This window comes from Streptomyces sp. NPDC001904, from assembly GCF_040297005.1.
In the GTDB taxonomy this organism is placed as follows: Bacteria; Actinomycetota; Actinomycetes; order Streptomycetales; family Streptomycetaceae; genus Streptomyces.
Window position 1 is genome coordinate 1 of sequence record NZ_JBEOYI010000009.1, and the last position, 22,609, is coordinate 22,609.

Annotated in this window: 19 protein-coding genes; 7 read left to right on the forward strand and 12 right to left on the reverse strand. The window is 70.8% G+C overall.

The genetic code is table 11. The features are described from left to right. Positions 1 to 234 precede the first annotated feature (234 nt). The 3 genes from ABT127_RS16710 to thyX form a co-directional block, all read right to left on the reverse strand. Positions 235 to 1,920 (reverse strand): ribonuclease J, encoded by a 1,686-nt coding sequence (locus ABT127_RS16710; RefSeq protein WP_351449923.1) that lies wholly within the window; start codon positions 1,918 to 1,920, stop codon positions 235 to 237. Positions 1,921 to 2,068: 148 nt separating this feature from the next. After that, a complete protein-coding gene (gene dapA, locus ABT127_RS16715; protein ID WP_351449926.1) occupies positions 2,069 to 2,968 on the reverse strand; it encodes a 4-hydroxy-tetrahydrodipicolinate synthase in 900 nt (299 codons plus the stop codon). 220 nt (positions 2,969 to 3,188) lie between these two features. After that, a complete protein-coding gene (gene thyX / locus ABT127_RS16720; RefSeq protein WP_351449928.1) occupies positions 3,189 to 3,929 on the reverse strand; it encodes an FAD-dependent thymidylate synthase in 741 nt (246 codons plus the stop codon). 212 nt (positions 3,930 to 4,141) lie between these two features. Here thyX and ABT127_RS16725 point away from each other — a divergent pair, with 212 nt between their 5' ends. Beyond that, the gene (locus ABT127_RS16725; protein ID WP_351449930.1) at positions 4,142 to 4,381 is read left to right on the forward strand and encodes a hypothetical protein; all 240 of its coding nucleotides are present in this window, start codon (positions 4,142 to 4,144) and stop codon (positions 4,379 to 4,381) included. Between the two features lie 118 nt (positions 4,382 to 4,499). After that, on the forward strand, positions 4,500 to 5,054 hold the full coding sequence (locus tag ABT127_RS16730) for an SCO5741 family PH domain-containing membrane protein (RefSeq protein ID WP_351449933.1): 555 nt from the start codon (positions 4,500 to 4,502) through the stop codon (positions 5,052 to 5,054). An 86-nt stretch (positions 5,055 to 5,140) separates the two neighbouring features. Here ABT127_RS16730 and ABT127_RS16735 read toward each other — a convergent pair whose 3' ends face one another. The 6 genes from ABT127_RS16735 to eccD form a co-directional block, all read right to left on the reverse strand. Continuing rightward, complete coding sequence (locus ABT127_RS16735) at positions 5,141 to 5,593, reverse strand: hypothetical protein (RefSeq protein WP_351449936.1); 453 nt, start codon at positions 5,591 to 5,593, stop codon at positions 5,141 to 5,143. Positions 5,594 to 5,602: 9 nt separating this feature from the next. After that, positions 5,603 to 6,358 (reverse strand): 4-hydroxy-tetrahydrodipicolinate reductase, encoded by a 756-nt coding sequence (gene dapB / locus ABT127_RS16740; RefSeq protein ID WP_351449938.1) that lies wholly within the window; start codon positions 6,356 to 6,358, stop codon positions 5,603 to 5,605. A gap of 40 nt (positions 6,359 to 6,398) precedes the next feature. After that, the gene (locus tag ABT127_RS16745; RefSeq protein ID WP_351449941.1) at positions 6,399 to 7,775 is read right to left on the reverse strand and encodes a M16 family metallopeptidase; all 1,377 of its coding nucleotides are present in this window, start codon (positions 7,773 to 7,775) and stop codon (positions 6,399 to 6,401) included. Further along, complete coding sequence (locus tag ABT127_RS16750; protein ID WP_351449943.1) at positions 7,772 to 9,988, reverse strand: polyribonucleotide nucleotidyltransferase; 2,217 nt, start codon at positions 9,986 to 9,988, stop codon at positions 7,772 to 7,774. The genes ABT127_RS16745 and ABT127_RS16750 overlap by 4 nt, the downstream gene beginning before the upstream one ends. Before the next feature lie 291 nt (positions 9,989 to 10,279). Further along, entirely contained in the window at positions 10,280 to 10,567 is a 288-nt protein-coding gene (gene rpsO / locus ABT127_RS16755; RefSeq protein ID WP_351449945.1) for a 30S ribosomal protein S15, read from the reverse strand. A gap of 205 nt (positions 10,568 to 10,772) precedes the next feature. After that, positions 10,773 to 12,242, reverse strand: a complete 1,470-nt coding sequence (gene eccD, locus ABT127_RS16760; RefSeq protein ID WP_351449948.1) for a type VII secretion integral membrane protein EccD — start codon at positions 12,240 to 12,242, stop codon at positions 10,773 to 10,775. A 351-nt stretch (positions 12,243 to 12,593) separates the two neighbouring features. On the opposite strand from eccD, the gene eccCa reads away from it, so the two are divergent. From eccCa to ABT127_RS16785, 5 genes are all read left to right on the forward strand, one after another. Further along, positions 12,594 to 16,532, forward strand: a complete 3,939-nt coding sequence (eccCa, locus tag ABT127_RS16765; protein WP_351449951.1) for a type VII secretion protein EccCa — start codon at positions 12,594 to 12,596, stop codon at positions 16,530 to 16,532. 94 nt (positions 16,533 to 16,626) lie between these two features. Continuing rightward, the gene (locus ABT127_RS16770) at positions 16,627 to 16,899 is read left to right on the forward strand and encodes an SUKH-4 family immunity protein (RefSeq protein ID WP_351449954.1); all 273 of its coding nucleotides are present in this window, start codon (positions 16,627 to 16,629) and stop codon (positions 16,897 to 16,899) included. Positions 16,900 to 17,036: 137 nt separating this feature from the next. Beyond that, positions 17,037 to 18,692: an ATP-binding protein gene (locus ABT127_RS16775; RefSeq protein ID WP_351449957.1), complete on the forward strand. Its 1,656-nt coding sequence runs from the start codon at positions 17,037 to 17,039 to the stop codon at positions 18,690 to 18,692. Further along, positions 18,689 to 19,720, forward strand: coding sequence for an SUKH-4 family immunity protein (locus ABT127_RS16780; RefSeq protein WP_351449959.1), 1,032 nt, complete (start codon positions 18,689 to 18,691; stop codon positions 19,718 to 19,720). The genes ABT127_RS16775 and ABT127_RS16780 overlap by 4 nt, the downstream gene beginning before the upstream one ends. A gap of 104 nt (positions 19,721 to 19,824) precedes the next feature. Continuing rightward, on the forward strand, positions 19,825 to 20,301 hold the full coding sequence (locus ABT127_RS16785; protein ID WP_351449961.1) for a hypothetical protein: 477 nt from the start codon (positions 19,825 to 19,827) through the stop codon (positions 20,299 to 20,301). 19 nt (positions 20,302 to 20,320) lie between these two features. Here the strand turns inward: ABT127_RS16785 and ABT127_RS16790 are convergent, their stop codons facing one another. The 3 genes from ABT127_RS16790 to ABT127_RS16800 all read right to left on the reverse strand — a co-directional run bounded on the left by ABT127_RS16790 (position 20,321) and on the right by ABT127_RS16800 (position 22,599). Continuing rightward, positions 20,321 to 20,692 carry a hypothetical protein gene (locus ABT127_RS16790; protein ID WP_351449963.1) on the reverse strand — a complete coding sequence of 124 codons (372 nt, stop codon included), beginning with the start codon at positions 20,690 to 20,692 and terminating at the stop codon, positions 20,321 to 20,323. Positions 20,693 to 20,758: 66 nt separating this feature from the next. After that, positions 20,759 to 21,397 carry a hypothetical protein gene (locus tag ABT127_RS16795; protein ID WP_351449966.1) on the reverse strand — a complete coding sequence of 213 codons (639 nt, stop codon included), beginning with the start codon at positions 21,395 to 21,397 and terminating at the stop codon, positions 20,759 to 20,761. After that, entirely contained in the window at positions 21,394 to 22,599 is a 1,206-nt protein-coding gene (locus tag ABT127_RS16800) for a hypothetical protein (RefSeq protein WP_351449968.1), read from the reverse strand. Before ABT127_RS16800 ends, ABT127_RS16795 begins: the two co-directional genes overlap by 4 nt. Positions 22,600 to 22,609 lie beyond the last annotated feature (10 nt).

The following is a 22,609-nucleotide window of genomic DNA, read 5'->3' on the forward strand; positions in this document are numbered from 1 at the left end:
TACCAGATCCTTTTTCCGTTCCGTTTCCGGTCCGAATTTTGTTTCCGGTGGCCGTTGGAGGGCCTTTGCCTTTCGGCTGATCCGACTTTATCAGAGATTCTGAGTCGGAATTTCCGGCCCCTTGGGGACTGGATCCGATCGCGTAATCGCGTCGGGTTCCCCTCAGGCGGAGCCGTAAACGTACTGGAGCGGGGCGCCTCGATGCAAATCGAGGGGCCCCGCTCCTTACGTGCCTCAGACCTCGACGACGACCGGGAGGATCATCGGGCGCCTGCGGTAGGTGTCCGAGACCCACTTGCCCAGCGTGCGGCGGATGAGCTGCTGCAGCTGGTGGGGCTCGACGACGCCGTCCTGGGCCGACTTCTCCAGGACGTCCTGGATCTTCGGAACGACGGCGTTGAACGCCGAGTCCTCGATGCCGGAGCCGCGGGCCTGGATGTTCGGGCCGCTGGTGATCTTGCCGGTGCTGGAGTCCACCACCACGAAGACCGAGATGATGCCCTCGTCCCCGAGGATCTTGCGGTCCTTCAGGGCCGGCTCGCCCACGTCGCCGACGGACAGGCCGTCCACGTAGACGTAGCCCGCCTGGACCTTGCCCACGATCTTGGCCTTGCCGTCGACCAGGTCGACGACGACGCCGTCCTCGGCGATCACGATGCGGTCGTGCGGGACACCCGTGAGGGCGCCCAGTTCGGCGTTGGCGCGCAGGTGGCGCCATTCGCCGTGGACCGGCATCAGGTTCTTGGGCTTGCAGATGTTGTAGAAGTACAGGAGCTCGCCCGCCGAGGCGTGGCCCGAGACGTGGACCTTGGCGTTGCCCTTGTGGACGACGTTCGCGCCCCAGCGGGTCAGGCCGTTGATCACGCGGTAGACCGCGTTCTCGTTGCCGGGGATCAGTGACGACGCCAGGATCACCGTGTCGCCGGAGACGATGCGGATCTGGTGGTCGCGGTTGGCCATCCGGGAGAGGGCGGCCATCGGCTCGCCCTGGGAGCCCGTGCAGACCAGGACGACCTCGCTGTCCGGGAGGTCGTCGAGCGTCTTGACGTCGACGACCAGACCGGCGGGGACCTTCAGATAGCCGAGGTCACGCGCGATGCCCATGTTGCGGACCATCGAGCGGCCGACGAAGGCGACCCTGCGGCCGTACTCGTGGGCCGCGTCCAGGATCTGCTGGATGCGGTGCACGTGGCTGGCGAACGAGGCGACGATGATCCGCTTCTGGGCGCCGGCGAAGACGCCGCGGATCACGTTCGAGATGTCGCGCTCGGGCGGGACGAAGCCCGGTACCTCGGCGTTCGTCGAGTCGGAGAGAAGAAGGTCCATGCCCTCTTCGCCGAGTCGCGCGAACGTCGGCAGGTCCGTGAGGCGGCGGTCCAGCGGGAGCTGGTCCATCTTGAAGTCGCCGGTGTGGACCACCATGCCGGCCGGGGTGCGGATGGCGACCGCCAGCGCGTCCGGGATGGAGTGGTTGACCGCGACGAACTCGCAGTCGAAGGGGCCCAGGCGCTCGCGGTCGCCCTCGGCGACTTCGAGCGTGTACGGGCGGATGCGGTGCTCCTGGAGCTTCGCCTCGATCAGCGCGAGGGTCAGCTTCGAGCCGATCAGCGGGATGTCCGGCTTCTCGCGCAGGAGGTACGGGACACCACCGATGTGGTCCTCGTGACCATGCGTGAGGACGATGCCCTCGATGTCGTCGAGGCGGTCCCTGATGGACGAGAAGTCCGGCAGGATCAGGTCGATTCCGGGCTGCTCCTCCTCGGGGAAGAGCACTCCGCAGTCGACGATCAGCAGACGGCCGTCGAATTCGAAGACGGTCATGTTGCGCCCGATCTCACCGAGGCCGCCGAGCGGGGTGACACGCAGGCCGCCCTTCGGGAGCTTCGGCGGGGCGCCGAGTTCAGGATGCGGATGACTCAAAAGACTCTCCTCACCACGCGCGCCACGTGCCTAGGGGCACGTGGCGCGCGTGACGTTCGTGCAGTAGCTGTTGTGGTGGTGCCTGATATGTAGCTGTTTGTCGTGCTTGTTCTGTTGATTCAGTTGTGGAGCTTTGCCAAGTCTGTGATTAAAGCTGTACCCCACCGGCAGCAAGATCGATCTTGAGCTGCGCCGTTTCATCAGGGGTGAGTTCGACGAGGGGCAGCCGCAGGGGTCCGGCGGGCAGTCCCTGGAGGGCCAGCGCGGCCTTGGTCGTGATGACGCCCTGCGTGCGGAACATGCCGGTGAAGACCGGGAGCAGCTTCTGGTGGATCTCCGTCGCCTTGTGCACGTCGCCCGATACGTAGGCGTCGAGCATGGCCCGCAGTTCCGGGGCCACCACATGGCCTACGACGGAGACGAAGCCGACGGCTCCCACCGACAGCAGCGGGAGGTTGAGCATGTCGTCGCCGGAGTACCAGGGCAGGCCCGAGCGGGCGATGGTCCACGAGGCGCGGCCGAGGTCGCCCTTGGCGTCCTTGTTCGCGACGATGCGCGGGTGCTCGGCCAGACGGACGATCGTCTCCGTGTTGATCGGCACACCGCTGCGGCCCGGGATGTCGTACAGCATCACGGGCAGCTCGGTCGCGTCCGCGATCGCCGTGAAGTGGCGGAGCAGGCCCTCCTGCGGGGGCTTGTTGTAGTACGGCGTGACCGTGAGGAGGCCGTGCGCGCCGGCCTGCTGGGCCTGGCGGGCGAGCTCGATGCTGTGGCGGGTGTCGTTCGTGCCGACTCCGGCGACGACGTGGGCGCGGTCGCCGACCGCTTCGACGATGGCTCGGACGAGATTCGATTTCTCCGCGTCGCTGGTGGTCGGGGACTCGCCGGTGGTGCCGTTGACGATCAGGCCGTCGTTGCCTGCGTCCACCAGATGGGCGGCGAGCCGCTGCGCGCCGTCGAGGTCGAGTGCGCCGTCCGCCGTGAAGGGCGTGACCATGGCGGTGAGGACCCTCCCGAAGGGGGTCTGCGGAGTCGAGGTCGGAGCCATGGGTAACACGCTACTCGCTGCTCAGCACCGGGTCCCCCCTCGGGGGATGCGACAAGTCACAACAAAGGAGGAGCCCGGCACTGCCTGCTCGGGGGTTCAGGCAGTGCCGGGTCCGTTTGATCAGGCTAGATGAACTTTACGAAATGCCGCAATACGGACACTTCGGTCGACTCATCCGTACATGTGTGCTCCGGCCGCGAGGCCGGAGACCCGCACAGGGCTACGGCGCCACCCGGCCGTTGGCATTGAACGCCGCGTAGGTGAGCGGCATGAGCTCCGCCCACTCCGCCTCCATCTTCTCGCCGACCATCTCGATCTCCCGCTGCGGGAAGGACGGGACCTTGGCCAGCTCGTGCTGGGTGCGCAGGCCGAGGAAATGCATCAGCGAGCGTGCGTTGCACGTGGCGTACATGGACGAGAACAGGCCGACCGGGAGCACCGCGCGGGCCACCTCACGGGCCACACCCGCCGCCAGCATCTCCTGGTACGCCTCGTACGCCTGGCGGTAGGAGTCCTCCATGCAGCGGGCGGTCAGCTCCTGCTGCGCCCGGGTGCCCTCGACGAACTCGTACTTGCCCGGGCGGCCCTCCTGGACCAGCTTGCGGTCGGCGTCCGGGACGTAGAAGACCGGCTGCAGCTCCCTGTACCGGCCCGATTCCTCGTTGTACGACCAGCCCACGCGGTGCCGCATGAACTCGCGGAAGACGAAGATCGGCGCGCTGATGAGGAACGTCATCGAGTTGTGCTCGAACGGGCTGCCGTGCCGGTCGCGCATCAGGTAGTTAATGAGCCCCTTGGAGCGGGCAGGGTCCTTGGACAGTTCATCCAGAGACTGCTCGCCTACGGTGGAGACGCGGGCCGCGAACAGCACGTCCGAGTCGCTGGCGGTGTGCTTCACCAGCTCCACGGTGACATCGCCACGGAACGTCGGCTTGAGGTCTTCAGCAGGGGTTTCGGTCACGGCTCGGGGGGTCCTTCCCATCACTACGGTCGGGCGGCGCCCACTCTACGGGCCGCCACTGACAACGCGGCATTCGCCCGGTCTCGCCACGTTCCGCACCGAACAGGAAAAAACTTCAGGGAATTTGGCGAAACACGGCACCCATTGGGTCGTTCGTGCGTCTGTGTAGATGAACACACTTAGTTCGAACCTCTTGAGGAGAAGCAGCACCCATGTTCCGTCGGCGCGAACCCGTTCCTTTCGCCTTCATCGCCGAAGCCGACAAGTTCCGCAGTAACGTCACGCCGCCCGCGCGCGAGCGTCCCTCCGTCGGTCAGATCGCCGGCCGATGGCTGGTCGGGCTGACCGTCGTCGCCGGTCTGACCGGATCCCTGTTGTTCGGGATGCCGGCCCTGTCCGCCGGCCAGTCCACACAGCACGTCCAGCAGTCCGAGGCCTCCGACGGGAAGTGAGCCGGGCGCCGGGTCGCCGATGACTCGTCCGGACCCCCTGAAGTGGAAGGGTCCGCCCGGCCTGGATAACCTCACCGGGCACAGCCCCAGACCAGCGTGGATCGAGTGAGGACCCGTCGTGCCCCTGCCCTTCCTGACGGCCGACCGTGCTTTCGACGAGGCCGCGGACGTCGCGCTGCCCTTCGACGACCGGGACCAGTGGCGCCGCCCGTACCGCCCGGGTCCGTACCGGGTCGGCGCGGCGGCGCTTCTTCTGCTGCTCGCCTCGTACGTGCTCTTCGCAGCCGTGATCATCGCCGTGGCCGGTGATGTCACCGCCGCGACCGTGTGCGGGGTGCTGGCGGTGCTGATCATCGCTGCCGCGCTGCGCCTGCTGCGGATGGGCACCTGGGTGAGCGCGCGCGGTCTGCGCCACGTCGGGTTCTTCCAGACGCGCACGGCGCCGTGGGAGCAGGTCGTGACCGCCCGCACGGTGCAGCAGCCGGTGCGCTGGCTCGGTCTGCCCCGCACGGTCCAGGGACAGGCCCTGGTGCTCGTACGCCGCGATCGGCAGGGTGAGCAGACGATGCTGCTGACCAGTCACGGCGCCGATTTCCTGGGGCGGTCCACGGCGTTCGACCGGGCCGCCGACAGCATCGAGGTGTGGACCGAGGAGTACCGGCCGCAGCGCTGACGGTCGTACGGCGCACGTACGTACGACGAAGGGGCCCGTCGAGATCGTGATGATCTCGGCGGGCCCCTTCGTGTCTTCGTCGTGCCTCAGGCGCTGAGCGTGCGGCCCTCCTGGAGGGCGATCGCGCGCTGCATCGCTTTGCGGGCGCGAGGGGTGTCGCGGGCGTCGCGGTAGGCGACCGCGAGGCGGAACCAGCAGCGCCAGTCCCCCGGCGTGTCCTCCGTCTCGGCCTTGCGCCGGGCGAAGACCTCGTCGGCCGAGTCGCGGTCGATGCGGCCGTAGCCGTCCCGGCGGAGTTCGTCGACGGGCAGGCCGCCCTCCGCCTCCAGGAGTTCGGCGAGCCGGTTGGCCTTGCGGACGAACTGGGTGTTCGCCCACAGGAACCAGACGCCGATCACCGGCAGGATCAGCACCGCGACACCGAAAGTGATCGTCAGGGCGGTGCCCTGCTGGATCAGCATGATGCCGCGGTCACCGGCCAGTACGAAGTAGACGACCAGGACCGCCGCCGTGATGACGTACGTGATTTTCGCGCGCATTGCCGCAGGTCAGCCGTTCAGGTCGAGGAAGTGTTCCAGGCCGAAGGTGAGGCCGGGGGTGGTGACGACCTTGCGGGCGCCCAGGAGGATGCCCGGCATGAAGCTGCTGTGGTGCAGCGAGTCGTGGCGGACCGTGAGGGTCTCGCCCTCGGCGCCCAGGAGGACCTCCTGGTGGGCCAGGAGGCCGCGCAGGCGGACCGAGTGGACGGGGACGCCGTCGACGTCCGCACCGCGGGCGCCGTCGAGCGCCGTCCGCGTCGCGTCGGGCGCGGGCGCGCTGCCCGCCTTCGCACGGGCGGCGGCGATCAGCTGGGCCGTGCGGGAGGCGGTGCCCGAGGGCGCGTCGACCTTCTTCGGGTGGTGCAGCTCGATGACCTCGACCGACTCGAAGTACGGGGCCGCCACCTCGGCGAACTTCATCGTCAGGACCGCGCCGATGGAGAAGTTCGGGGCGATCAGGACGCCGGTCCCCGGGGAGGCGGCGAGCCAGGAGTTCAGCTGCGTGAGGCGGTCCTCGGTCCAGCCCGTCGTGCCGACGACGGCGTGCATGCCGTGGCCGACCGCGAACTCCAGATTCGCCATCACCGAGTCGGGCGTGGTCAGCTCGACCACGACCTGGGCGCCGGACTCGACGAGCGTGTCCAGCCCGTCGCCGCGGCCGAGGGCCGCGACCAGCTCCATGTCCTCGGCCGCCTCGACGGCACGCACCGCCTCGGAGCCGATGCGGCCCTTGGCTCCGAGGACCGCCACGCGCAGCTTGCTCATGATCTTCCAGTTCCTTCGCTACGGGTACGAGAGGTGGGGCTTACGCGACGGCGTCGTGGAGGCGTGCCGCCTGCTTGTCCTTGAGCGGGCCTATCACCGACAGGGACGGCCGTTGTCCCAGGATCTCGCGGGCCACCTCGCGGACCTCGTCCGGGGTCACCTCCGAGATGCGGGCCAGCATGTCGTCGACCGACATGTGCTCGCCCCAGCACAGCTCGCTCTTGCCGATACGGTTCATCAGCGCGCCGGTGTCCTCCAGGCCGAGGACCGTGGAGCCCTTGAGCTGGCCGACGGCGCGGGTGAGCTCGTCGTCGGTGAGGCCGGCTTGCGCGACCTGGTCCAGCTCGTCGCGGCAGATCTTCAGGACGTCGTGCACCTGGTTCGGACGGCAGCCCGCGTACACGCCGAACAGACCGCAGTCGGCGAACGACGAGGTGTACGAGTACACGCTGTAGGCCAGGCCCCGCTTCTCACGGACCTCCTGGAAGAGGCGCGAGGACATGCCGCCGCCGAGCGCCGTGTTGAGGACGCCCATGGCCCAGCGCCGGTCGTCGGTGCGGGCCAGGCCCGGCATGCCGAGGATGACGTGGGCCTGCTCCGTCTTGCGGCCGAGCAGTTCCATCCGGCCGGCCGTGCGCAGGGTCTTGTGCCCGGCGCGCGGGCCGATCGGCGCGGCCGTGCCGGTGAGCGCGCCCGCCTTCTCGAAAGCGGCGCGGACCTGGCGTACGACCTTGTTGTGGTCGACGTTGCCCGCCGCAGCCACGACCAGGTGGGTCGGGTCGTAGTGCCTGCGGTAGAAGCGGGCGATCTGGCCGCGGCTCAGCGCGTTGATCGTGTCGGGGGTGCCGAGGACCGGGCGGCCGAGCGGTGTGTCGCCGAGCATGGTGTGCGCGAACAGGTCGTGCACGACGTCTCCCGCGTCGTCCTCGGTCATGGCGATCTCTTCGAGGATCACGCCGCGCTCCGCGTCGACGTCCTCCTCCTCGATGAGGGAGCCGGTCAGCATGTCGCAGACGACGTCGATGGCGAGCGGCAGGTCGGTGTCGAGCACACGCGCGTAGTAGCACGTGTACTCCTTCGCCGTGAAGGCGTTCATCTCGCCGCCGACCGCGTCGATCGCGGCGGAGATGTCCAGGGCGCTGCGCTTCTTCGTGCCCTTGAAGAGGAGGTGCTCCAGGTAGTGCGTCGCGCCGTTCAGCGTCGGGGTCTCGTCGCGGGAACCGACGTGGGCCCAGATGCCGAAGGTCGCCGAGCGGACGGAGGGCAGGGTCTCGGTGACGATGCGCAGGCCGCCCGGGAGGGTGGTCCTGCGGACGGTTCCGATGCCGTTCTCGCCCTTGATCAGGGTTTGGGTACGGGCGACGGCCCGCCCCTCCGAGGAGGTGCGGGCCGTCGTCGTGGTGCTACGGGACGTCACTTGTCGGCGTCGTCCTTCTTGTCTGCGTCGTCCTCGCCCTCGACCACGGGGATCAGGGAGAGCTTGCCGCGGGAGTCGATCTCGGCGATCTCGACCTGGACCTTCTGGCCCACACCGAGGACGTCCTCGACGTTCTCCACGCGCTTGCCGCCGGCGAGCTTGCGGATCTGCGAGATGTGCAGCAGACCGTCCTTGCCCGGGAGCAGGGACACGAACGCACCGAAGGTCGTCGTCTTCACGACGGTGCCCAGGTAGCGCTCGCCGACCTCCGGCATGGTCGGGTTGGCGATGCCGTTGATCGTGGCGCGGGCGGCCTCGGCGGCCGGTCCGTCGGCGGCACCGATGTAGATGGTGCCGTCGTCCTCGATCGTGATGTCGGCGCCGGTGTCCTCCTGGATCTGGTTGATCATCTTGCCCTTCGGGCCGATGACCTCACCGATCTTGTCCACGGGGATCTTGACCGTGATGATCCGCGGGGCGTTCGGGGACATCTCGTCCGGGACGTCGATCGCTTCCATCATCACGTCGAGGATGTGGAGGCGGGCGTCGCGGGCCTGCTTGAGGGCGGCGGCCAGGACGGAGGCCGGGATGCCGTCGAGCTTCGTGTCCAGCTGGAGGGCCGTGACGAAGTCCTTGGTACCGGCGACCTTGAAGTCCATGTCACCGAACGCGTCCTCGGCACCGAGGATGTCGGTGAGGGCGACGTAGTGCGTCTCGCCCTTGATCTCCTGCGAGATCAGGCCCATGGCGATACCGGCGACGGGGGCCTTGAGCGGCACACCGGCGTTCAGCAGCGACATGGTCGAGGCGCAGACCGAGCCCATGGACGTCGAGCCGTTGGAGCCCAGCGCCTCGGAGACCTGACGGATCGCGTAGGGGAACTCCTCGCGCGTCGGCAGGACCGGCACGATCGCGCGCTCGGCGAGCGCGCCGTGGCCGATCTCGCGGCGCTTCGGGGAGCCGACGCGGCCCGTCTCACCGACGGAGTACGGCGGGAAGTTGTAGTTGTGCATGTAGCGCTTGCGGGTCACCGGGGAGAGGGTGTCCAGCTGCTGCTCCATGCGCAGCATGTTCAGCGTGGTGACGCCCAGGATCTGGGTCTCGCCACGCTCGAACAGGGCGGAGCCGTGCACGCGCGGAATGGCCTCGACCTCGGCGGCCAGGGTGCGGATGTCGGTGACACCGCGACCGTCGATGCGCTTCTTCTCCTTGATGACGCGCTCACGGACCAGCGACTTGGTCAGCGAGCGGTACGCGGCGGAGATCTCCTTCTCGCGGCCCTCGAACTCCGGGAGGAGCTTCTCGGCGGCCAGACCCTTGACGCGGTCCAGCTCGGCCTCGCGGTCCTGCTTGCCCGGGATGGTGAGGGCGGCGGACAGCTCGGTCTTGACCGCGCCGGTCAGGGCCTCGAGCACGTCGTCCTGGTAGTCCAGGAAGATCGGGAACTCGGCGGTCGGCTTGGCGGCCTTCGCGGCGAGGTCCGACTGGGCCTTGCAGAGGACCTTGATGAAGGGCTTCGCGGCGTCGAGACCGGCGGCGACGACCTCCTCGGTGGGCGCCTCGGCGCCGCCCTCGACCAGCTTGATGGTCTTGTCGGTGGCCTCGGCCTCGACCATCATGATCGCGACGTCGCCGTCCTCCAGGACGCGACCGGCGACGACCATGTCGAAGACGGCGTCCTCGAGCTCGGTGTGCGTCGGGAACGCGACCCACTGGCCGTTGATCAGCGCGACGCGGACGCCGCCGACCGGGCCGGAGAAGGGCAGACCGGCCAGCTGCGTCGACGCGGACGCGGCGTTGATCGCCACGACGTCGTACAGGTGGTCGGGGTTGAGCGCCATGATCGTGGCGACGACCTGGATCTCGTTGCGCAGGCCCTTCTTGAAGGACGGGCGCAGCGGGCGGTCGATCAGGCGGCAGGTGAGGATGGCGTCCTCGGAGGGACGGCCCTCGCGGCGGAAGAAGCTGCCGGGGATCTTGCCGGCGGCGTACTGCCGCTCCTCGACGTCCACCGTGAGGGGGAAGAAGTCGAGGTTGTCCTTGGGGTTCTTCGAGGCCGAGGTGGCCGAGAGCACCATGGTGTCGTCGTCGAGGTAGGCGACGGCGGAACCGGCGGCCTGACGGGCCAGGCGGCCCGTCTCGAAGCGGATGGTGCGGGTGCCGAAGGAGCCGTTGTCAATGACGGCCTCGGCGTAGTGGGTCTCGTTCTCCACTAGCGTTTTCTCCGTTACTTTCGTCTGTTACGTCTTTTGTCCCTCTCTGCCCGTGTGGCAGGGGGACGGTGCGGAGAAGCGCGCCGTTTGTGCGGGCCGGTCTTCGATCGAAGCACCCGGGGATCCTCTTGCGTCTCCGGGGGCCACTACCGAGGACCGGCGGCGGCGAGGTGCGCTTCCCCTCCTCATCTTCGTGGTGGTACGCCACCAGACTACAAAGCCTGCGTGGCTGTGCGCACGTACGGCAAAGGGAGCGGCCCCCTATTCGGGAACCGCTCCCTTCACAGCGTCTTAGCGGGCGCCGGCCGCACCGCGGCGGATGCCGAGGCGCTCGACCAGGGCACGGAAGCGCTGGATGTCCTTCTTGGCCAGGTACTGCAGCAGGCGGCGACGCTGGCCGACCAGGATCAGCAGACCACGACGGGAGTGGTGGTCGTGCTTGTGGGTCTTGAGGTGCTCGGTCAGGTCCGAGATGCGGCGGGAGAGCATGGCGACCTGGACCTCGGGGGAGCCGGTGTCGCCCTCCTTCTGGCCGAACTCGTCGATGATCTGCTTCTTCGTAGCGGTGTCGAGTGCCACGCTTACTCCTCGTAGATTCTTGAGCGCCACCGAGCGCCCCTGGTCTGCATCTCAGGGGGGCTTCCGTAACTCGGGAGGCGAGGCTCGCTGGGCGCTGTCCCCAGCCTGCTGCCGGGGGCGCGTACACAAACGGCCGTGAGTCAGGATAGCAGTCACTCGACTGCTGCCCTGACCACGGCCGCCGGGGTACGGGTCGGTGCGCGGGTCAGCTGACCATGCTGCGCACCTGCGTGTACAGCCCGAGCACCGCCAGGCACAGCGGGACGAGGGTCAGCAGGACGAAGCCGTCGAAGAGGTCGAGCAGGCGGCCCCAGAACGGGGAGACGCCCTTGCGCGGCACGGTCAGGCCGACGGCCACGAGCAGCGCCGCGCCGCCGCCGATCGCGGCGGTGAACCAGAGGGTGTGGACGTTGAGCGGGCCGCTGTCCCCCTGCACCAGGCTGATCAGCAGGGACTGCGGGACGTGCAGGGACATGCCGAGGATCAGCAGGCCGAGGATCAGCAGGCCGCCCACGATCAGGGAGGCGACCTGTGCGGTGTAGTCGAACAGGCGGGCGCGCAGCATCACGGCGATGCCGCAGGCGAGGGCGAGCAGCTGGGACCAGACCTGGTCGGAGAAGCCGAGCACGACGCCGGCCGTGGCGACGGCGACGGTGGCGCAGCCGATGACGAGGCCGAGCAGCAGTTCGTGGCCGCGGCGGACCTGGGCGCCGATGCGGCCGAAGTCGACGTGCTCCTCCTCGTCGCGGCCGTAGTCGCGGCCCTGGGCGATCTGGTCGGGCGAGCGGTAGCCGATGGGGAGCCGGGCGGAGCGGGCGGACAGGCCGGGCAGCCAGGCCACCGCGATGATCGCGACGACCGCGGTGACGGCGGCCACCTCGCGCGGCTGGGCCTCGGTGACCAGGGCGCCGAAGGTGGCGAGGGCGCCGACGGCCGAGCACAGGGCGGCGGCGACGAACACGGCGTCGCCGTGCGGGAGCAGCACCACGAGGAGAGCGGAGGCGGCGAGCACCACGACGCAGCCGGACAGCAGCTGGAGCCGACCGGGCCCCTCGCCGCCGTCGGCGGGGAAGAGGCCCGAACCGGCGAGGAGCAGGTGCGGCAGGGCGGCGAGGCCCAGCGCGGTGGACGCGGCGCGGTCGTCGTAGACGCGGGCGCGGACCACGGACAGGGCGACGAGCAGGATGCCGACGACGCCGGCGATGATCCCGGGCAGACCGTGCATGTCGCGGTCCATCGGGTTCGAGAACCACAGGGCGAACGCCATCATCGTCAGCAGCAGCACACCGGCGGCGAGGCCGACGACGCTCATCAGCTCGTCGCGCCAGCGGCGCCGGTCCCGGCGGACCGCGGAGGCGACGGCGTCGGAGACGTCGTCGAACACGGCGGAGGGCAGCGACTCCCCGAACGGGCGCAGCAGCAGCACGTCGCCGTCGAGCACCCGCTGGTCGGCGAGCGAGCGGCCGGCGTCGAGGACGGTGCCGTCCCGGCGGACCAGGTGGTAGCCGGTGGGGTCGCCCTCGGCCTGGGTCTGTCCGGAGAGCTGGAGGATCTCGGGATAGATGTCGGCCAGGGCCGTGTCCTCGGGCAGGGCGACGTCGATACGTGCGTCCGGTGCGGCGACGGTGACGCGGCAGAAGCCGGTCCCGCCCCCGGCAAGAGCGGTGGTGCTCACCTCGCGGTTCCCCCTTGTAAAGAAATGTGGCGTGGCGTCGCTGTAGAGAAGTGGAGAAATGGTGTGGCGTCGCGGTTATTTGGTGCAGACGACGTTCATATGGCGCCCGTGCGGCGTTCGGAAGACGGTACGCGCGGGGCGACAGCGTACCGCCCGGGTCTCATCTCACCCCATGGGCCCCGTCAGTTGACCGGAGTCAGTAGGATCATTCGGCACGCCGGGGCTCTCGCTCTCCGGTCTGGGGGTACCGCCGGTAACGGGGGCGGTCCGACATATACCGATGCGCACGACATCTGTGCGCACGGAACCGAAATTGCCGACGAATGCCGATGAATAAGGACTGGTGCCTCGGTGAGCGTGGTCATCGTCAAGCGCCCGCCTCGGGTATTGCCGCCCGACGTACCGACGGGCGAGGTGCAGTTGGAGCCGCCGCCCGAGCTGGCCCGGCCCGAAGACCAGAACCTGATGATGAGCCTGCTGCCCATGCTGGGCATGGGCACGTCCTCGGCGTTCTTCTTCACGTCGGGGCAGTCGATCATGAAGATCATGGGTGGCGTCATGATCGTCTCCACCCTCGCCATGGCGCTGGCCCAGCTGATCAAGGCGCGTCAGGGCGGTGGCGCCGAGATGGCCCAGGAGCGCCAGGACTACCTCAAGTACCTGGCCCAGGTGCGGCGCGAGGTGCGGACCACCGCGCGCAAGCAGCGTGACGGACAGTTCTTCCTGCACCCGAACCCGGAGCAGCTGTGGGCCCTGGTCGCCGAGGGGCGGCGGGTGTGGGAACGCCGCGCGAGCGACGGCGACTTCACCCAGGTACGGCTCGGGCTCGGCCCCCAGCAGCTGTCCACGCCGCTGATGGCGCCGGAGACCGCGCCGCTCGACGAGCTGGAGCCGCTCACCGCGCACGCGATGAAGTCGTTCCTCGACACGCACGGCACGCTCGACGCGCTGCCGCTGGCCGTGTCGCTGCGGTCCTTCTACCACGTCAGCATCTCCGGTGACCCGGACACCACCTACGGTGCGGCCCGCGCGCTCATCGCCCAGCTGTGCACCCTGCACTCCCCCGAGGACCTGCGGCTCGCGGTGGTGGCCTCGCCGGGCGCCATGGCCGAGTGGGAGTGGGCGAAGTGGCTGCCGCACGTCCAGGACTCCACGGTGGACGGCGCCGGTTCGCGACGCATGATCGTGCACGACCTCGGCGAGGTCGAGGACATGCTCGCCGACGACCTCGAGGGGCGCGGCCGCTTCAACCCGAACGGGCCGCCGGTCGCCGACGCCCCGCACCTCGTCGTCGTCATGGACGGCGGCGACATCCCGGACGAGTCGCTGATCGCGGGCGCCGAGGGCCTGCAGGGCGTGACCATCATCGAGGTGGTCCCCGGCATCGTCGAGGAGCTGCGCGGCTCGCTGTCCGTGCAGGTCCACCCGGGCAGCCTGCTGCTCGAGTCGCAGGGCGGCACCCAGTACACGGGCATCTGCGACACCCTGTCGGCCACCGAGGCCGAGGCCCTCGCGCGGCAGCTCGCGCCGCTGCGCGCCGGCTCGGCGGACGGCGACGAACCGCTCCTCGCCAACCTGGACTTCACCGAGCTGATGGGCATCGGCGACGCCGGTTCGGTGGACGTCTCGCGCACCTGGCGCCCGCGCACCCTGCACGAGCGGCTGCGCGTGCCGCTGGGCGTGGACCGCGACGGCCAGCCGGTCATGCTCGACATCAAGGAGGCCTCCCAGGAGGGCATGGGCCCGCACGGCCTGTGTGTCGGCGCGACCGGTTCCGGCAAGTCCGAGGTGCTGCGCACCCTGGTGCTCGCGCTGACGGTGACGCACTCCTCGGAGACGCTGAACTTCATCCTCGCCGACTTCAAGGGCGGCGCGACCTTCGCCGGCATGTCCGAACTGCCGCACGTCGCCGCCGTCATCACCAACCTGGCCGACGACCTCACCCTCATCGACCGCATGCGCGACTCGATCACCGGTGAGCTCCAGCGCCGCCAGGAGCTGCTCCGCTCGGCGGGCAACTACGCCAACATCACCGACTACGAGAAGGCGCGCGCGGCCGGCGCCCCGCTGGACCCGCTGCCGTCCCTGGTGATGGTGCTCGACGAGTTCTCCGAACTCCTCACCGCGCGGCCCGACTTCATCGAGATGTTCATCCAGATCGGCCGCATCGGCCGTTCCATGGGTGTGCACATGCTGCTCGCGTCGCAGCGCCTGGAGGAGGGCAAGCTGCGCGGCCTGGACACGTTCCTGTCGTACCGCATCGGTCTGCGCACCTTCTCGGCCGCCGAGTCACGTACGGCGATCGGTGTCCCGGACGCGTACCACCTGCCGAACGTCCCGGGTTCGGGCATCCTCAAGTACGACACCGAGACGATGATCCAGTTCAAGGCCGCGTACGTCGGTGGCGTCTACCGGCCCGGCGGTACGGGTCCGGGCGGATCGCGCACCCACCGGCAGCCGGTGCTCTTCACCGCGGCGCCCGTCGCGCAGCAGATCATCCACGAGCCGGAGCCCGAAGAGGTGCCGGACCAGGTGGACGACGCGCTCGCGGACACCGTCCTCGACGTCATCGTGGCCCGGCTCGTCGGCCAGGGCCCGCCGCCGCACCAGGTGTGGCTGCCTCCGCTGGAGGAGTCCCCGTCGATGGACGCCCTGCTGCCGCCGCTGTCGGCGACGGCGGAGCGCGGTCTGCACGCCGCCGAGTACTCGGCGCAGAGCAAGCTGATCGTGCCGATGGCACTGGTGGACAAGCCGTTCGAGCAGCGGCGCGACATCCAGTACCTGGACTTCTCCGGATCGTCCGGTCACGCCCTCGTGGTCGGCGGGCCGCAGTCCGGCAAGTCGACGCTGATCCGTACCGTGATGTCGGCGTTCGCGCTCACCCACACCGCGGCCGAGGTGCAGTTCTACTGCCTGGACTTCGGCGGTGGCGGCATGCTCTCGATGGAGGGCCTGCCGCACGTCGGCGGCGCCGCCTCCCGGCTCGACGCGGAGAAGATCCGCCGTACGGTCGCCGAGGTCCGCGGGATCCTCAACGAGCGCGAGGAGTTCTTCCGCGCGAACAACATCGACTCGATGGGTACCTACCGGGCGCGCCGCGCCGCGGGGCAGTACCCGGACCAGCGGTGGGGCGACGTCTTCCTGGTCATCGACGGCTGGGCCGCCTTCAAGACCGACTACGAGCAGCTGGACCCGGTGATCCTGGATCTGGCCGCGCGCGGTCTCGGCTTCGGCATCCACCTGTTCATCGGTGCCGCCCGGTACAGCGAGGTGCGGCCCGCGCTGCGCGACCAGCTCCTGAACCGCGTGGAGCTGAAGCTCGGTGACCCGATGGAGTCGGAGTTCGACCGCAAGAAGATGGAGGCCGTGCCGCTGGGCATGCCCGGCCGCGGTCTGACCCCGGACAAGCTCAGCTCGCTCGCCGGCCTCCCCCGCATCGACGCCTCGTCGGACGTGACGACGCTCGGCCAGGGCATCGAGCAGATGGTGACGGCGATCGCCGAGCACTGGCAGGGTCCGGCCGCCCCGCCGGTGCGGATGCTGCCGACGAAGCTGCACATCAGCGAGGTCCCCAAGGGCAGCGACTTCCCCGAGCGGGGTGTCGCGATCGGTGTCGACGAGACGACGCTGTCGCCGGCGTTCATCGACTTCGAGAACGACCCGCTGATGGTGGTCTACGGCGAGTCCGAGTCCGGCAAGTCGGCGTTCCTGCGCATGATCGCCAAGCAGATCTCGGAGCGGTACGCGACCGACAAGGCGCTGCTCGTCGTCGGTGACTACCGGCGCGCGCACCTGGGCGAGATGCCCGAGTCGCACCTGTACAAGTACTGCGCGTCGGGTCCGCAGCTCCAGGAGGTCGTCACCAGCCTGGCGGGCTCCATGGGCCGGCGCATGCCGGGTCCCGACGTCACGCCGGAGCAGCTGCGCAACCGGTCGTGGTACGACCTGCCCGACGCGTTCATCATCGTCGACGACTACGACCTGGTGGCCACCAGCTCGGGCAATCCGCTCCAGTCCCTGCTGGAGTACCTGCCGTTCGCCCGTGACCTCGGCCTGCGCATCATCGTGGCGCGGTCGTCGTCGGGTGCGGCGCGGCAGTCCTTCGAGCCGGTCATGCAGCGCATGAAGGAGCTCGGCGCGACCGGTCTGGTGCTGTCCGGCGACCCGGCGGAGGGCCAGATCTTCGGCCCGCTCAAGCCGCAGCGGCTGCCGCAGGGCCGTGGCATGTTCATCACCCGCAAGGGCGGCGCGCAGCTGGTGCAGACCGCCTGGCTGCCGATGCACAACTGACGCCCGCGATGCCCCGGGTTCGCCGGGTACGGTACGGCGCCGGAGGCATTCGTCTCCGGCGCCGTCCGCACAACCAGCCTGAAGGAGACGGAAGTTGACCACCGCACCCCGCACCACCGACGAGGCGCTCGCGATCGCGCGGACGTCGTTCCAGCCCCTGTGCGCGGACGGCACCCCGGCCACGCTCAACGTCCAGGAGTTCGACCTGGGCTTCCTGATCTACGCGACGTTCCCGCCGACCGAGCCGCCGAGCTACGGCGGCAGCCATCTGGTGATCTCGAAGGCGGACGGCTCGACGATGTACGTGCCGAACTTCCCGCCGGACTCGGCCATCGAGCTGTACCGGCGCGAGGTGGCGCGGGGTTAGTCCGGGCCTGATCCGGGCCGGTTGTCCGCGCCCGGCACTAGACTCGACAGGCAGTGATCGACGCACCCTCGACGGACGCGCGGACGCGGACGTGTGGTGCGAGGGTGACACGGCGACAACCGGGGGAGACAGGGCACATGAGCGAGCCGAGCAGCCCGACGCCGCCGTCCGGCGGCGGCCGGAGCGGTGGCGCGGGGAGCGGGGACGCGGGAGGCGGCGGCGCGGGGCGAGGCCATGAGCCGCATCCGTTCATCGGCGGGCGGGCCGCCGCGCTGCGCGACCTGGCCGCGTGGCGGGCCGGTGCGCCGGGCGCGCCCCGGGTCACGCTCGTCACCGGCTCTCCGGGGTCCGGCCGCACGCGGCTGCTGACCGGCTTCCTGATGCTCTGCGACCCCGGGTACCGGGAGCGCGTCGACCTCGCGCGCCTCGATCCGGCGATCGTCCCGCCCCCGCTTCCGGCACCCGCCGTGCCCAGCGCCGCGGGCCGCACGCCCGCACAGGTGCTGTGGCTGCTCGCGGACCACTTCGGCCTCGGCGCGGCCCGCGACACGCAGGTGTACGAGGCCCTGGACGCGGGCGACGGCGAGCGCGCCGTCGTCGTGGTCGATGTGGACCAGGCCGGTCCGGTGCGGGCGGGGCACGGCCCGGAGCGCATGGCGCGCGAGCTGCTGGTAGCGCTGGGTGCGCTCGGTTCCGTACGGCTGCTGGCCGACGTTCCCCGGGCGGCCGCGGCGCTGATCAGCTCGGCGCTGCCGCCCGGCACGGTCCGGGTCATCGATCTGGACGCGCCCGAGTACGCCGATCCGGCGGGGCTCCTGCTCCAGGCCGAGGCGGCCCTCGACCCCGCGTCCGGCGCCTCCGCGCAGCCGTTCACGGTGGATGCCGGAGCGCGGCGGGAGCTGGCCGGAGCCCTTGCGGCGCGGGCCGCCGCCGGTGGTGCGGGCGGCAGCCGTCTGATCGTCCAGCTGGCCGTCGCCGGCTGGCTGTTGGCCCCCGAGCCCGCGCCGTCGCCGCAGGCGCACGCGCCCGCCACGCTCACCGACGTCCTCGACCTGCACGCGCACCGGCTCGGCGCCGACCCCGCCGTGCTGCGGGCGATGCTGGCGCCGCTGGCCCTCGCCGAGGGCGACGGGCTGCCCCTGCACCTGTGGGTGCCGCTCGCCTCCGCGCTGGCCGGGCGGGACATGACGGCGGAGATCGCCGAGGGGATGCTGCTCGCCGGACCCTTCATACGGACCGCCGACGCGGAGACCGGTGCCGGGACGGAGTCCGGGGCCCTGATCGCCCTGGCCCACCCCGCCCTCGGCGCGGCGATCCGCGCCGAGCTGCCGGACGCGACCGCCGCGCACCTGGGCGTCGCCACGGAGCTGCTCGGCCGGGTCCCCGGACAGGACTGGTCGCTGGCGGACCCCTATGTGCGGGACGCCATCGTGGGGCACGCGCTGGGGGCGGGCCAGTTGCCGCGGCTGCTCACCGACCCGTCGCTGATGGCGTACGCCGACCCGGTCGTGCTGCGCGCGGCCGTCGAGGAGGTCGCCGCGGACGAGGCGGCGGCCGGGCAGCTCCAGGATGCGGCCCGCACCTATCTGTGGGCTGCGCCGCTGCTCACCCGTACCCTGGCCGACCCTCCGCTGCGGGCGCGGGTGCTCGCCGCCGCGTTCGACGAGGACGGACTGCCCGCGTACGCCCAGGCTCTGCGCGACCGACCGGAGCTTGCCGTCCCGGACGCCCCGCCGGCCGTGACACCACCTCCGCCCCTGCCCCGCCCTCAGCCGATGGAGACCCAGGCGTGACCACCCCCGACCAGGACCAGACCCGGCACCAGGGCCCGGCGCCGGACGCCCGCGCCGTGACCGGCCCGGGGAACACGGCCGTGTTCACGTACATCGACCCGCGCACCGGCGAGGAGACGTACCTGACCCGCGTCTCCGCCCCCGGCCTGCCGCACGTCGAGTACCAGGGATGGACGGACCTGAACCGCCTGGGCGTCCCCGCGGGGAACGTGCTGGCGGTCCACACCGACCTCAGCCCTTCCTCGCTCCCCGGCGGCTACACCCTCGAAGCCCTCACCGCCGGTTTCCCGACCGCGTCCCTCTCGTCCAGCCACGGCTACGGCCGGGACGCGGCCGAGCGGGCGGCTGGGGTCGCCGCGCTCACCGCGCAGGTGGAGTCGATGGCGCGGCTCACGGGTCAGGCACCGCCGCCGCACCCGCACCGGGTGCCGGCGCCCGACCGGGCGACAGCTGTGGCACCCCATGCGGAGAGCCTCTCCGGGGACCTGCCGGAGCGGCTCGGGGTCCTGCGCTACGACAGCGCGCTGGTCGCCGGGGCGTCGCTGCCCGACGCGGCGCGGTCCACGCTCACCGGCACCGGCGTCCCGGCGGACATCCGTTTCTTCTTCACCGCGGACCGGCCCGACAACCCCCCGGCGGGCGGCCTGTTCGCTGACGCGGCCACGCATCTGCGCGCGACGGGCGCCGAGTTGTCGCCCACCGCCGCCGAGGTGCTCTCTGCGCACACCCGGATCGGCACCGACGGACGGTACGTGATCACGGTGCAGCAGGGGGCGGGTTCCGTGTGGGCCGCCAACCCCGCTACGGGCAGCGGCCGTTATGTGAACGGCTCGGTCGCCGCCTTCGCACACTCCCTCGCCGCACTCGTCGCGACCCGCGACCTGATGCTGGGTATGAACCCCTACGAGGCGGGTGCGGCGGTCGCCGAGCTCCAGGACCGCCTCTTCGGCCTCGACGCCACCTGCTTCGAGAGTTCCGGCACTTGGTGGTCGGTGATCGTGGAGCAGATGTGGCACGGCCTGTTCTGAGCGGGCCCGTCCCGGCACCGGCACCGCCGAGGACACCGTCCTGAGCAGTCCGTGCACCGCCCGCGCACGGCTCTTCCCCCGCCCTTCCACCCGAGAGGAACACCATGCCTCGCGAAGGAATACGTACCGATACGCAGTCCCTGGCCCGCGAGGGCCAGAACTTCCAGGACCTGGGCAGCCGTTTCTCCGCCGCGGCGGCGGCGCTGCAGAACGGCCTGGCGTCCGTCGGCGCCTGCTCGCCCACCAGCGGCGGGCCGGCCGCTCCGCAGCAGGGCCAGGTCGAGGGTTTCGTGCAGGGCCTGACGAGCTTCGCCGACAAGGCGAACATGCCGCCGTGGGGCGACGACGAGATCGGTGAGAAGTTCGGCATCGCCTACGAGGGCCTGCAGACCGGCATGTTCGAGTCGATGAACCACCTGGCGCAGGAGCTGACGAACATCGGCGGCGCGCTCGGCTCGATGGCGAAGAACCACGACGCGAACGAGTCCTTCAACGAGGGACTCATCCGTGAGCAGCGGAACGACATCGACTTCGCCGCGGGCAGCGGCGGCACCACGTCCCACCTGACCAAGTCGGTGTAGGGACTCTTCGCGGGGTGGGTCAGACGGCCTGGCCCACCGCGATGACCAGAGCGGATCCGACCATCAGCCACAGTCCGGTCCGGCCCGCCCCGGCCACGCCGCGCACGGCGAGCCACAGCGCGCCGCAGCCGCCCAGCACACCGAGGGCGTTGGCGGTCAGGGCCACCGCACCGGCGTCCCCGACGGCCTGTCCGACGAGCGCGGCGAGCGCCGCCGCGACGAACACGGAGGCGCACACGACGGTGCGCAGCCGCTCGCGCCGCAGCACCTCGGCGACGCGCGCCCGCTCCTCGGCGAGCGCCCGCTCCTCGGGCGGCAGCTCGTTCTCCCACTGACGCGAGAAGTCGCCCTCCCACTGGAGGCCGGTGCCGTCCCCACCCGTACGTGTCATGCCCGCGACCCTAACGGACCCGGGCTCCGGCGACGAACACGGCCGCGGTCAGGTCCGGGGCCATCGTCACAGCACCTCGTACAGGCCCTCGGTCCACCAGCTGTACGCGGCGTGCGGGCTGATGGCGAGCAGGTGGCTCTCCAGTTCGTCGCGCAGGGCGAGGAGTTCGCCGCGCGTGTACGCCATCGGGAGGTGTCCCCCGAGGGCGGCCCATGCGGTGACGAGCCGGACGAAGACGTCCAGGTTCTCGGCCATCAGGTGAGGCGCCGCACGGTCGACGTTCCACTCCTGCGCGGTCCAGCCGTACCGGTCGGGGTCGGGCGGCGTGTCGTCGGGCAGCCCGGCTCCACTCCAGCTGTCGTGCGACGGCAGCCGGTAGATCCTGCCTGTGGAGGCGTGCACCGCGATCGGGCCTCCGTTCCAGTCGCCCAGGACGAACAGGGGCAGGTCGCCGACTCGGGGCAGAGGTGCCCGCGGGTCGACGTGCAGGGTGAGCTCGGCCGCCGAGAGGGACGGCAGCCCGGTCCCGGCAAGGATGCGGCGGGCATGCGGATCGCTCAGCTCCGCCGGCAGCAGTGACGCGGGCAGGCGGGTGCAGGACTCCGTGTGGAACAGCGTCGGCGGCGACGCTGCGAAGTCCGCCTGTCCGGGCGCGACATGGCAGGGCGGGACGGTCGCGGTCCGGGCCGCGGTGGATGACGTCACGGGCCGCCCGGGCACGGCGCCGTCGACCGCGCCGAGGTCAAGATCGAGGTCGAGGTCGAGGTCGAGGTCATCCTCCTCGTCCCAGTCCTCTCCGTCGTCCTCCCAGCCCTCCTCTTCGTCTTCGTCGTCCGCGGTGCGTGGTCCGGGGAAACCGTCGGGGAACCGCTCGGGCGCGGTCGCCTCGACGGCGAAGATCCCGCCCGCCGACGCCACGACCACGAGGTCACCCGCCCGCAGCCGGTCCCGCAGCCGGGCAGCGACGGCGCCGACCAGCGCGCGTACCGGTCCCGGTGTCCGGGATCGCGCCGTACGCGGTTCAGGTGGGCGGCGACCGTCCGCTCGGCCTCGATCAGGCTGTGCGGGGACAGGCGTGCCAGCAGGGCGGGGTCCTCTTTCAGTTCCTGGAAGTACTCGCCGTAGCGACCGCCCGCGGCGGCGTGCAGGGCGAGCGCCCCTTCCGCGTAGCGTCCCGTCCCGGTGGGTTCGCCCACCTGGCCGCGCAGCCAGCGCGCCACCTCGCCGTGCACCCGGCGGGCCGCACCGCGGTCGACCGCCCCGGCCAGTTCGGTCTGGCGGGTGAGGTCGTCGAGGCGGTACGCGTCGCCGACGGCGGAGACGTCCGGGGCGTCCACGGGGAGGTCGAGGTCTCCCCCGTTCAGGGAGCGCGAGAGCCGCCGCCACACCTCCAGCGGGACCAGGCCGCGGCGGGCGAGGGCCAGCGCCTGGAGAGCCCATTCGCGCGACATGGAAGCCGACCGCGAGTCGGCCGGAGTGCGCGCGGGTACCGCCACCTCCAGGCGGCGGCGCGCGGCGGACCATTCGTCGTGCCAGTCGACCTCCACGACGAGCAGCGCGTCCAGGGCCTCGGCGATGCGGCTGCTCAGGGTGGTCAGCGCCGCCCCGGGGTAGCCGGCGCCGTGCGTGCCCGCGAGCCGCTGTGCCTGGGCGACCAGGACCACGGCGGGCGCGGCGTCCTCGCGCCGCCCGCGCAGCGCGTCCCGCGCCAGGTCGGCGACCTCGTCCGCCCCGAGCCCGGCCGCGTCCACCCACACCGCGTCCGGCACCAGGCGGCGCACCCGGAGCAGCGTCGCGGTGCGGCCCGAACCCGTCGAGCCCATCAGCTCGACCACGCCCCGGTCCCCCGCCCGGCACCACTCCACGATCCGTTCGGCTGCGGTGTCCGTAGTGACGTTCTCGTACATGGATACGTGG